Source organism: Cryobacterium glaciale (genome assembly GCF_004402535.1).
Lineage (GTDB): Bacteria > Actinomycetota > Actinomycetes > Actinomycetales > Microbacteriaceae > Cryobacterium > Cryobacterium glaciale.
Genome location: NZ_SOEY01000013.1, coordinates 1 through 11,614, shown reverse-complemented (window position 1 = coordinate 11,614; position 11,614 = coordinate 1). Strand labels below are relative to the sequence as shown.

The window sequence follows — 11,614 nt, the reverse complement described above, 5'->3', positions numbered from 1 at the left end:
GATCAAGCGTCATACGGACCGCTCGTTCGCGAACCTCTGTTGGGTGTTTCTTGGGCATAACCGAATCCTTTCACCAGAAAGAAAGCGGCAGGAAATCAGGGACGGTTCAGACCTCCTCCATGGGCAACTCACACTCGCCACAGATAAGCGGCGGGCCCGTGCCGTTGAGGGCGGCGAGGGCGGAAGATGTCAACCTTTGTGAGTCAGTTTCTTTAGCCGGTCATTGAGTTCGTTCCTTCCTTTTCGGGTTCGTTGATCCAGGTCGTCGTCGGGAACGTTGGTGGCTGCGGGTGATGTCGCACGAAGCGTTCCGGGTGGGCGGCATATGCCGTCGTGAGAACGCGGGCGCGGGCGTGTTGGATAGCGGGTGCGGGGCCGTGGTGAACGTTGAACGGGGTGTGCATACCAATGCCCGAATGACGATGTTCGCCGTTGTACCAGTCGTAGAATTCGGTGCAGAACGAGCGTGCTTCGGCGAGGTGTAGAACCGGTCGGGGAACTCGGGCCGGTACTTCAGAATTTTGAAATGCGAATTCGAAAAGGGATTGTCATTACTCGTATGCGGGCGGGAGTGCGACTTGGTCACGCCGAGGTCGGCGAGCAGGAATGCGACGGGTTTCGACGCCATCGAGGAGCCGTTGTCGGAGTGGATCGTCAGCTGGTCTCGGCGAAGGTCATTGCGAGGCAAAAGGCTCGTGGAGGGTTGCGGTGCCGAAGAGCTGGGCGTTTCCGAAGTGCAGGGCGAGGGGCTCATTGAGCAGGCCGATGCCGGCCTTCCCCTGCTGCGCGTCATTCCGTACGGAGAACGGTGATCGGCGCCATCGAGACTTTTGGGCTCGGCAGCACGATCCTCTCCGCATCGGTTCCGTTCGGCCTGGTCAGGAATCGCAGCAGGGCTACGCGAAGACGCAACTTCTTCGCCGAACTCTTGCCCGAGGGCACGGATCTCGACAACCTCGCCGCCGAGATCAGAGTCTCCACCGACGACACCATTGCGCTGTTGGCACGGTTTGGACGAGATGTCGCCGGTGCTATCCAGATATACGATCCAGAGGCTCCGGGGGAGCCGCGCACGCCAGCCCGGGCCAGCGTTGATGCGGCCGAGGTCGGACGCATGCTCGTCAACACGCAGGCCGCCCCTCTCGGGAATCGTCCGAGATCGGGACGCACCTCCCTGGCGGGGGTGCAAGATAAGATCGTGCTCGCTCGACAGGATGACTACTGGTTTCAAGTCCCCGAGGGGTATCCGTCGACCCACATCATCAAGCCACCGTCGGTGCGCTACCCAACCATAACCTTCGATGAGGAATACGGCTTCCGAGCGGCCAAAGCGGCGGGTCTCACCACGCTCGACACATGGATCGGAAATTTCGGCGGAGTGCCGGGTCTCGTCATCGAGCGCTATGACCGATCACCGGACGCGCCACAGGGACGCGTTCACCAGGAGGACATGAACCAAGCTCCTGGCGCATCGAAGAACGAGAAGTACCAGGAGTACGGCGGTAACGTCTCCCTCAAGCGCATAGCGGATGTCCTCGGTCGCGACGGCGACCGCACCTCCGTCGAGCAGCTCCTCCGACTCCTGACCGTCTCGCAGGCCGTGGGCAACCTCGATATGCACGGCAAGAACGTCAGCATGCTCCACCTCCCGGATGGCAGCACGAGGATCACCCCCGCATATGATGTCGTTCCGCAGACGCACCTCGTCAGCGACGGCAAAATGGCTCTGGCCATCAACCGAAAGTACAGCCACGCGGCCATCACTGACGATGACCTCGTCGCCGAAGCCGAGGCGTGGAAACTGCGCGCTCCCCGTTCGATCATCACGTCCGTGCTTGAGGCCGTGGAGTCTTTTACTTGTTCAGAGCTTCCGGTTGTGCAGGCCTACACCGGGCTCCAGGACGACATTGCGCGGTTTACCAAGATATCTCCTCAGTGGACGCCCCACGGGTAGCAAGGTGGGCAGGTGAAGACTTGACGCACACCCTTATATTCAACGTTATTGCCCGAGACCGACCAGGATGGGCCGAGGTGTTGAGATAATCGTGACTAGATCTCACACAAGAATCTCCTGATCAGGTCCAGAGAAGTCGAGATCAACCGAGGTATCAGTCCGCACCTAGTGTGTCCTGAGCGAAGATCGCCCTGCTGCTCGGACTGATCGGCTGCGCACCGAGAGATCAGGCCGGGATCCGGCCCTCAAACAGCTCCGCTAGATCACCCAGGGCACTGATCGTGTGGTCCGGTGCTGTGAAGTAGCTCGGGTAGACGTCGCCGCTGCGGTTCAGCCATGCGGTGCTGAGGCCAGCCTGTGCTGCCCCGTGTATGTCCCAGGGGTGTACCGCCACGAGGAGTATGTCCGCCGGTGCAACTCCGCAGGCCGCCGCGGCGTAATCGTAGGCCGCTCGAACCGGCTTCCACGCCGGGGCGTCCTCGACGGTGAGTATGGCCTCGAATTCGCCGCGCAGCCGGGAGCGCGTCAGCAGTGACTCGGCCACCGAGGCGGATCCGTTGGAAAGGGTCACGAGGCGCAGCCCCGCGCTCTTCAGCCGGGCTATTCCGTCGGCAACGTCCGGGTGCAGGTTCAGTGTGTCGAAGCCGTTCATGATGTGGGCCACGGCGTCGTCGACCCTCTGCGTCAGGAGAACGTCCTTGAGGGTTCCGCGCAGAATTTCAGCTCCGATCGCGGAGAATTTCGCGGTTCCGCCCGCGGCAGCGAGGGCGAATCCGTCTCGGAGGAGGGCGGCAAACCAGATCCGGGCCAAGTGAGCCGGGGCGCCGATTTCGGCGAACCGAGCGCTCAGCGGGAACATGTCGGACAGGGTTTCGTTGACGTCGAACACGATTACTGATGGTGTGCTGTTCATAGTGCGCTCCCCGACGTGGTAGAGGTGACGGCATCCGTTTGCGCGAGACCGGCGATGAAGCGACGTATCTCGTCGACGTGCTGAGCGGTGAGGCCGACGTTAATATCGGGCTGCACCAGGAGGGTGGGCCGAGCCTGCGCGATGGCCCAGTCGCGGGCGTCCTGGCGCAGGATGTCGTCGAGCCAGATCACCGCATCGGGCACAGGATCTTGTCGCGTCAGCCAGCGGGCGACCCAGTGCAGTTTCGCGGTCGGTGCGGGAGTCGACGGGTCGAAGTGCAGGTCGTGCGGAAAGGCGATGCCCTCGGTCGCCGAGGAAAGGCCGAGGTCCTTCGTCAGGTGAAAAGTGTGGGTGGGAGACCATGTGGTCGCCCACACGATGGATCCGAGGGCCGCGAGCTGTCGCACGAGGTCCGCGCGCGGCGGATCGAGTACGAGGCGCTGGTCAACGACCCGAGGGTTCAGTACCCCATCAACGTCGAGCAGGATCAGAACGGTGCGTGTGGTCATCAGTCGAGCCTAGGCGCAGCGGGCCACGAGCTGGCCGCTGACACGATACCTCGGAGGGTTTACGACCCCGCGATATTACTCAGATGTGTCAGGCGAGCAGTTGGGACATCGAGTTAATACCCCGTGTTTTCTGGCAAGTCGCGATCCACGCGATGTCCATCCGCTACTGACCGTGACACGAGAGTGTCGCAACCCGTGGGCGCTCCCAGCGGCTTCGTTCTACCCGTTTGTCGTGAAGTCGTGGCGTCGAAACGATGACATCGTGGCGCCGGTCGGCACCGCACATACTCCGACCGCAGCCGAACGGCATCATGGAAGAAATGAAAAACCGATTGTCACGAGGTCCTAACGGGCCAACGATCCGAGGTTGTCAGCAGATGACTCGGCGTGAAGCGTCATCTGTGTTCCTCGTCTTTTTCCTCCGCAGTGTGCGCGGCTAACTGATCAGATTCGTGCTTCGTGTATGTGTCCTTTGTCGAGTCGTCACGGTCACGAGGATCGTGGACGCGATGACGACAACTGTTCCAATCCACCCCCAGATACTCTGACGCTCCTGCAACACCACGACCGAGAGGATGATGCCAAAGATGGGTACTAAGAGCGTCCAGGTCGTCAGCGTATCCAATCGAGCGCGCCGGACCTCGGTGAGCCAGATCACGATGGCAGCAGCTGTTCCCGCTAACGACATGAAGAGCAATGCACTGATGAACCGCAGATTTCAGTCGATTACGGGAGGGCCCTCGACTACGACAGCGACAAGGGCAAGAACGGCCCCGCCGATCAGAAGCTGCCCGGCAGCCACGATTACTGCATCTGCGTGGACGATTCTGGCGATCAGCGTCCACGTTTTTCGCGTGCGCGGATTGGGCGCACGTTTATATCCGGCCACCAGCAATAGGACGGCACCGGCGATGAGGGCGCGAAGGGCAGCGAGCCAAAGAATCGTGGAATCCTGCAGTGCTTTGGTGATCGCGAGAAAACACGAACCCCACGCGAACGTCATTCCCAACATTGTCCAGGGCCTCGGCTCGCGGGGCTCGCGTTCAGAAATCACGGCTTTCCCCGGTTCGTCGGGGTTGAGCACCACCCGGTGACCATGTTTGTATCTCGAATGGATTGCCACCGCGGTAGAAGCTGAACTGCGTCGTCCGCCTGCCTGTCCATGATCTCGTAGCGGCTGAGACCGGCTGTGATCTTGGTCATGGGTTTAGCCCTTTCGATGTGCAGAGTGACGAAGGGGCCGGACCAGAGTGAAAATATGGGATCCACCCCCGGCTAAGGACACCTGGGTCGACACTGATATAAACCGGATCGGTGGGGCTTCGCTGGGAAGTAGTTGAAGCCGCAGGGCTTCATGGTCTAGATCCACTTCAATACGGTGGCCGCGGTAGGCAAATTGAAAGGACAGACTTTTAAGCTGCGGCGGAAGCCGCGGTGCGAAACTGATTCGGTCGGATGCAAACTGCAGACCAGCGAAGGAGCGTGCGACGACGTCCACCGTTCCCGCCATGGCTCCAAGATGGATGCCTTCCCGAGTGGTGCCTCCCTGAGTGTCGTCCAGATCGGCGATGAGTGCTTCCCGAAATAGCGACCAGGACCGGGATTCGTCCAGCTGGGCCAGGACGGAGGCGCTAACCACTCGACTGAGCGTGGATCCGTTGGAGGTGAGCTCAAGATAATAGATGATCGTGCGTGCGAGGTCTGCTTTGGTCAGGGGGTAGCCGAGTCGGGCGAGCTGCTGCCTCAGGCCCGCCTGCCCGAGTAGGTAGACGAGCATGATGACGTCGGGTTGCTTAGCAAGTTTGAACCGATTGGTGCTGTCGTTCTCGGCCTCGAGAATAAGATCAAGTCGGCCGATGTTCCCGTAGCGATTGCGGTAGGCGATCCAGTCGAATTCGAGCAGAGTTTCATACCCGTCGAACTGGCTGAGTATCCCGTCGGCGTGGATCGGAACAGCCAAGCTTCGTCCGAGCCGCGACCAGAGAGCGAGTTCCAAATCGCCAATATCCAGTCGGTCGATAACTTCTGCGCGGGCGTGCCCGGCCAACCTCTGCAATAACTCTTCGGCCCGCTCGCACACCCAAGCGACCATGACGTTCGTGTAGGTGTTGTCGCGGAGCCCTTCGCCAGGGACATCGGGGTAGCCGTCGTGGTACTCGTCCGGTCCCATGACGCCTGAAATGTGGAAACGATCGTCCGCCGAATCATGCACAGCGGACGCAGCAAAGAAGCGTGTTACCTCGATGATGAGGTCGGCACCTCGGTCGGCCAGCCAGTCGTGGTCGGCGGTTAGCTGAAAGTGCTGCCAGGCGTTGAACGCGACTGCCAGCCCCACATGCCATTGGCGGCGTGAGTTGTCGGGCATCCATCGTGCTGACTGAGGGTTGTACAAGTGGGTCGGCGTCTCCTCCCGACCATCGCTGCCGCTTTGCCACGGGAAAAGTGCTCCGGGCCGACCTATCGCCTGCGCCGCAGTGCGCGCCGCCCCCAATCGATGCCACCGGTAGTCCAGGAGAGCCCGCGCCACGTTTGGTAGCCTCAGGTCGAGCACAGGCAGCACGAACAACTCATCCCAGAAGACGTGGCCCCGGTATCCCTCGCCGTTCAGGCCCCTGGCGGGTACGCCAGCATCCAGTTCAGCCGTGTGCGGGGACAGGGATTGCAGCAGATGGAAGATATGAAGGTTTAGGATGAGTTGGCTTTGCGGGTCAGCCTCAAGGGTCGTCTTAAATCGCTGCCAGAGTCGCTGCCAGGCCGCCTCATGTCGTTGGAGCGCGCCTACGGTGTCTGCCGCGTGGTTGCGGAGTCGACCCAGGGCTGCTACTCCGGGCGAGGCGATTGCGGGGTCGCGGGACGTGTACGTTGCAGCAGTCTTGGTCAGCGTTGCTGGTTCGCCGTCCACCAAGGACAGTTCCATCTCCCTACGATAGCGGCGTCCGATTCTGGAGGTTGTTCCATCCCAGACGCCTACGGCCCCTGCAATGTGGATGTGGACGGCCGTCGCGATGAGTATTTTGCTGTACCTCGTTTGGACCTCGCAGAGAAGGGTGTCGCTGGAAGTAGTAAATTTCGGCGGAGCTAGGTGAATCGTGTCTGACCCCGCGGACGCGGCGACATTGGTATTGCGGACGCTGGCATCTATGCCGGTCCGGAGAGTTATCGTGCCGCTCCACCCGAGCGGAACGAGTGTCGTTTCCAAGACCGCCAGATGCGGGTCGTCCATGGAGATGAAGGACCGCTGGACAACCGTCAGGCGATTGTGCCGCGGGCAGATCAGCGTCACGCGACGGGTGGATACGCCCGTGCGAAGATTCAGCTCCCGCCGTTCGTCGCTTGTTTTGACTGCGCCACTCGACCACCACGGTCCGCTACCAATCCGGATGTCAAGGGGGAGCCAGTTGGGTATGTTGACGAGGTGCTCCTCCTCAGCACTTCGATCGTGGACGTTGCTGACTAAGCGGTTGTATACCCCAGCTAAGTACGTGCCCGGGTAGTGCGTTCCGTCGTCCGTGTGTTCCGGTCTGGCGCCGCGAGTGACCATGTATCCGTTGCCGAGCGCGGTCAAGGCCTCCCTGTGTCCCTCGTGGGCGGGATCGAATCCGCGATACACGAGCACCCACGGGTCGGTGGTCGAGACGCCGAGGTCAAGTTCGCTGGCATCGTTGAGCACGACATCCGCGCCCGCGGCTTCGAGCGCCTCCCGTTGCCCCTGACGGTCTATTCCCACGACGAGCCCAAATCCACCGCGATGGGCGGCCTCGATCCCCGCAACCGCGTCTTCTAACACAGCGGAACGTGCAGGCCGGACACCCAGCCGTCTGGCCGCCTCGAGGAACATAGCCGGATCGGGCTTTCCCGGCAGTTGGAGCTCCATCGCATCTTGACCGTCCACGACGGTGTCGAACATATCCGTCAGATCGGCGGCTGCGAGCATCTGGCGAGCGTTGCGACTGACGGTGACGAGGCCAACGGGAACGCCGGCAGCGCGCAGGCGGCGCAGCAGCGCCGTCGTCCCTGGGTAGGAGCGCAATCCTTGACGCTGCAGTTCGGCCAAGAAAAGTTCGTTCTTGTGGGCGGCTAGACCGGCGATAGTCCACGCATCGGGGGGATCGTCGAGGTCGCCGGTGTTAAGGAATATCCCTCGGGCACCTAAATATTCGCGGACGCCGTCCTCGCGGCTGCGCCCATCGACGTACCTGCGGTAATCTGCCACGGCATCGAAGGATTTCACGGGATCGGTCGGTCGAACACGCGGGTCCTGAAGCACTTTGTCGAACAGCCGTTTCCAAGCCGTCGCGTGGACCAAAGCGGTGTTGGTAACCACACCGTCCATGTCAAAAAGCACCGCGTCATAGACCTCATCAAGATCATGTGCTCCTCGAGAGCCGTGCCCGCCGATCACGATTACTGACCGGCGGGAAGAGGACGCACACGCTTGTCAGTGCTCGAAGGTGGTGCTACTGCTGTGGCGGTATCGGAAGCGGCCGGCAACCGGAGGCGCTTGAGTAGCAGCGCGTTCACGGCGACAATCACGCTCGAACCGGACATGGAGATCGCCGCGATTTCCGGGCTAAGCATGAACCCCAGGCTGGGATAAAACACTCCGGCCGCGATGGGAAGCGCGATGGCGTTGTAGCCGATAGCCCATCCCAGGTTCTGCCGCATCTTGCGGACCGTGCCCTTGCCGATCCGGAGCGCGATCGGCACGTCTAGCGGGTCGGAACGCATCAGGACCACGTCGGCGGTCTCGATGGCGACGTCGGTGCCTGCGCCAATGGCGATGCCCAGGTCTGCCTGGGCGAGGGCAGGCGCATCGTTGACACCGTCGCCGACCATCGCCACCCGTTTACCCGCGGCCTGTAGTTCGGCGACCTTCGCGGACTTATCCTGCGGAAGGACATCGGCGATGACCGTATCGATTCCGAGCTTCGCGGCAATTCGCTGAGCTGTCGCCTCGTTGTCCCCGGTCAGCATCGCGACCTGGATCCCCGCCTCGTGCAGCGCTGCGATGGCCGCTGCGGCGGTCTCGCGTGGTGCGTCGGCCAAGGCGATGACACCCGCTGCCTGCCCGTCGACGGCGACCAATACTGCGGTGCGACCCGTGGAGGCCAGCGCGTCACGTTGCGCCAAGATCGGACCGATATCGACTTTCTCCGCGATCATGAGCTTGCGGTTGCCGACCAGCACCCTGCGGCCGGCTACTGTGGCGCCGGCGCCATGGCCGGGCACGTTTCTGAACTGGGAGGCGGAGAGCTTTTCTGCACCGTTCTCGTCGGCATAGTTGACCACGGCGCCAGCCAGCGGATGTTCGGACTCGCGTTCGACGGCAGCTACCAGTGCTAGCAGTTCCTGGCGTGCAATCCCGACCTCGATGAAGTCGGTCACCTCAGGTTGCCCCTTGGTCAGAGTGCCTGTTTTGTCGAGAATGACCGTGTCGATGTGGGCAGCGACCTCCAGGGCGGTGGCGTTCTTGAATAACACCCCGCGTTTGGCACCCAAGCCTGTGCCGACCATGATTGCCGTCGGCGTGGCGAGCCCGAGCGCGTCAGGGCAGGTGATGACTACCACGGTGATGGCGAACAACAGGGCCGCTTGCACGGTCGCACCGGCTAACAACCAGGCAGCGAAGGTTGCACTGCCGCCGATCAGGGCAACCAGAACGAGCCAAAAAGCCGCCCGATCCGCCAGCCGCTGACCGGGCGCTTTGGAGTTCTGAGCCTCCTGAACCAAGGCGACAATCTGCGCCAGGGCAGTGTCAGCCCCGATCTTCGTCGCACGCACACGCAGCGTCCCCGTGGTGTTGACCGTCGCACCGATGACCTCAGAACCCGCCGACTTGGTGACTGGAAGGCTTTCGCCAGTCACCATGGACTCGTCGATTTCCGATTCTCCTTCTTCCACCGTCCCATCTGTGGGGACTTTGGCCCCTGGGCGTACGAGCATGAGGTCCCCGCGAACCACCTCCGCTGTCGGCACTTCAACGGATTCTCCATCGCGAATGACAACGGCACGTGGTGGCGCCAGCTCGAGGAGCGTGCGAATGGCGTCGTTAGCTCCGCCCCTCGCACGCATTTCGACCCAATGGCCGAGGAGCACGAAGGCAGCCAAGACAGTAGCCGCTTCGTAGAAGACCTCGCCGCCGCCCGTGAGCGTCACGAAAAGGCTGTACAGCCAACCCGCTCCGACTCCGACGGCGACGAGCACCATCATGTCGAGGGTGCGGGCACGCAACGCGCGGACGGCGCCGTCGAAGAAGATCCACGACGAGTAGAAAATGACCGGGAGTGACAGAATCAGCGTGAAAATGTCGTCCCGAACGCCGAACGGTGCCGGCACAGAGAACCCGAAGACCTCGCGCCCAATCGGCGACCAGAAAGTGATCGCCACTGATAGGATCGCCGCCACGATGAACCGGTTGCGCATGTCACGGATCATGGATGCCATCGACATCCCGGCGTGGCCGCCGCCATGTCCCATAACATCCTGGCTGGTCCGAGCAGGCGCGCGATGCCCGGCGTGAGCCGCATGGCCCTCAAGGTCACCCGCGGCGTGATCGATCGTGCCCGAGGCGTGCCCGTGCGCGCCATGTCCGGTATGTAACGCGGGCGCACCTGCGGCGGCGGTATGGCCGTCCATCGACACCTCGTCGGATGCAGGATCGCAGATGTGGTGGGGGACGGACTGCCCGGCGCAGTGATATCCACACTCCCCGATCCATGTTCGCAGATCCGCTTGCGAGGTCACCTCCGGGTCGTAGGAAACGCTCGCGGTCTGTGCGACAGGATTAGCTTCGACGCTGATGACGCCGGGTTGACGGCGCAGGGTCGACTCCACAATGGACTTTGACGAGGCCCAGTGGACGCCGACGACTTCGAGAACCACGGTTCGAGTTTGCATTTGCCTATTTCTCTCTTGCTGGAGGGGCTGAGTGGCTTCCCCACCGCGGACGGACATCATGTCGGTGAGGTAATACTGTGATCGAGAGCCGGCGACCCCTGGTGAGTCAGCGTCGATATGTGGGCAGGGATTTTCGCGGCCGCGTGATCGAGGTGTGTCGAAGACGTCCTGCCTGCAGGGGATATCGATTGTGACGATGAGGGAGCCAGCGCGCGGGCATCCAAAATTGCACGATCCGCGTCGAGTTGCGTCATTGCCACAGTGCCTTGATGTTGAGCGGCCATCTTAGTGAAACAACGTGCGCGCTTTGGTTCCGAAGGCAGCGTGTGGGCACAGCACAGCACAGCACAGCGCCGAGAGCCAGTTGCTGGCTTCGGAGCGGCACCACGGTCTAAATGCGACAGATGGAAAGAAGAGTAAGGCTAGGCCGATGAATCGGAGCAGCGGTCGCGCGCTGCAGCCGAGGCGCGGTATCGCCCGCATCGAGCAGCCGCCGGTACACGGCTGGCTGCCGAGATAGGACAACCAAGGCGGCAACGATGAGCAGTAGGGCGCATGCCATGGCGAGCAGAGCGCAATCGAACGAGCCGTCGTGCACGCCTGAGGACATCGATATGACCGTAGGAGCCACCAGCGCCATTGCGGTACCGACCTGAGCGACGGTTAGGGTGCCCAGAGATCCGTCGAGCGAGCCCGTCACCGCTGAAAATATCGGTGCCGGAGCGTGCCCGTTATGCCCGGCGGCCTCAGAATGAGCTGCAAAAACGCCCACGAGCATGACGGCCAAGGCCAATAACGCAATCACAAGTGACAAGGAGGGTGCGGCCACCGGGCGCGCGGCGTGATCCCGAATCATGTCACCCCCACTCTGCAATCTGACGGCTGGTCTACCCGCCGCCAGGGACCCTTGCAGAATAACCCACCGACAGCGTTGAAATCGTAATACGGGTCGAAAAGCCGCGAGTACGTTGATGGAGTGCCGGGACCGCCTCACTTGGTCTGCATATCGCGCTCGCGTTCCGATCCGTGCGTCGACGCTAGGAGCGAACCAAGCGCGCTATCGCTTGAGAAGCTTCCTGAATTTTGAGGTCAGCCTCCGGGCCGCCAGCCGACGCTGCTTCCAGAACACAATGATTCAAGTGGTCGTCAAGGAGACCCAAGGCGACGGATTGAAGCGCACTCGTCATCGCGGATATTTGCGTGAGGATGTCGATGCAGTATTTGTCTTCCGCGACCATTCCCTGAATGCCGCGAGCTTGTCCCTCGAGGCGCCGCAGGCGCTTCAGGTAGTCGCCCTTGTTGGAGATATAGCCGTGAGGGCCGCTAGGCGTGCTGCCTACA

The 11,614-nt window shown here is 61.9% G+C and carries 9 protein-coding genes and 1 pseudogene; 2 read left to right on the top strand and 8 right to left on the bottom strand.

All coding sequences use genetic code 11. From position 1 onward, the window contains the following. Window positions 1-212 precede the first annotated feature (212 nt). A pseudogene (locus E3O06_RS17970) lies at window positions 213-661 on the bottom strand (transposase); the annotation flags it as partial. 16 nt (window positions 662-677) lie between these two features. Between E3O06_RS17970 and E3O06_RS18185 the strand changes: the two are divergent. Next, complete coding sequence (locus tag E3O06_RS18185; RefSeq protein WP_255453590.1) at window positions 678-812, top strand: hypothetical protein; 135 nt, start codon at window positions 678-680, stop codon at window positions 810-812. Beyond that, window positions 809-1,954 carry a type II toxin-antitoxin system HipA family toxin gene (locus E3O06_RS07175; protein WP_134502299.1) on the top strand — a complete coding sequence of 382 codons (1,146 nt, stop codon included), beginning with the start codon at window positions 809-811 and terminating at the stop codon, window positions 1,952-1,954. The genes E3O06_RS18185 and E3O06_RS07175 overlap by 4 nt, the downstream gene beginning before the upstream one ends. 226 nt (window positions 1,955-2,180) lie before the next feature. Here E3O06_RS07175 and E3O06_RS07170 read toward each other — a convergent pair whose 3' ends face one another. The 7 genes from E3O06_RS07170 to E3O06_RS07140 all read right to left on the bottom strand — a co-directional run bounded on the left by E3O06_RS07170 (window position 2,181) and on the right by E3O06_RS07140 (window position 11,580). After that, window positions 2,181-2,867, bottom strand: coding sequence for a haloacid dehalogenase type II (locus tag E3O06_RS07170; RefSeq protein WP_134502298.1), 687 nt, complete (start codon window positions 2,865-2,867; stop codon window positions 2,181-2,183). Next, a complete protein-coding gene (locus E3O06_RS07165) occupies window positions 2,864-3,376 on the bottom strand; it encodes an HAD domain-containing protein (RefSeq protein WP_134502297.1) in 513 nt (170 codons plus the stop codon). The genes E3O06_RS07170 and E3O06_RS07165 overlap by 4 nt, the downstream gene beginning before the upstream one ends. 436 nt (window positions 3,377-3,812) lie before the next feature. Beyond that, window positions 3,813-4,073 carry an EamA family transporter gene (locus E3O06_RS18390; RefSeq protein ID WP_478213380.1) on the bottom strand — a complete coding sequence of 87 codons (261 nt, stop codon included), beginning with the start codon at window positions 4,071-4,073 and terminating at the stop codon, window positions 3,813-3,815. A 21-nt stretch (window positions 4,074-4,094) separates the two neighbouring features. Beyond that, complete coding sequence (locus tag E3O06_RS07155) at window positions 4,095-4,379, bottom strand: hypothetical protein (RefSeq protein ID WP_206751366.1); 285 nt, start codon at window positions 4,377-4,379, stop codon at window positions 4,095-4,097. Window positions 4,380-4,583: 204 nt separating this feature from the next. Continuing rightward, window positions 4,584-7,778 (bottom strand): beta-phosphoglucomutase family hydrolase, encoded by a 3,195-nt coding sequence (locus tag E3O06_RS07150; RefSeq protein WP_241979961.1) that lies wholly within the window; start codon window positions 7,776-7,778, stop codon window positions 4,584-4,586. 2 nt (window positions 7,779-7,780) lie between these two features. After that, a complete protein-coding gene (locus E3O06_RS07145) occupies window positions 7,781-10,273 on the bottom strand; it encodes a heavy metal translocating P-type ATPase (protein WP_134502301.1) in 2,493 nt (830 codons plus the stop codon). A gap of 1,037 nt (window positions 10,274-11,310) precedes the next feature. Next, window positions 11,311-11,580, bottom strand: coding sequence for a metal-sensitive transcriptional regulator (locus E3O06_RS07140; protein WP_134502300.1), 270 nt, complete (start codon window positions 11,578-11,580; stop codon window positions 11,311-11,313). Between the last annotated feature and the right edge of the window lie 34 nt (window positions 11,581-11,614).

Coding starts and splice junctions, on each gene's coding strand:
- E3O06_RS07170 (WP_134502298.1), bottom strand. CDS start 2,867: ATGAACAGCACACCATCAGTAATCGTGTTCGACGTCAACGAAACCCTG.
- E3O06_RS07165 (WP_134502297.1), bottom strand. CDS start 3,376: ATGACCACACGCACCGTTCTGATCCTGCTCGACGTTGATGGGGTACTG.
- E3O06_RS07155 (WP_206751366.1), bottom strand. CDS start 4,379: ATGACGTTCGCGTGGGGTTCGTGTTTTCTCGCGATCACCAAAGCACTG.
- E3O06_RS07145 (WP_134502301.1), bottom strand. CDS start 10,273: ATGCAAACTCGAACCGTGGTTCTCGAAGTCGTCGGCGTCCACTGGGCC.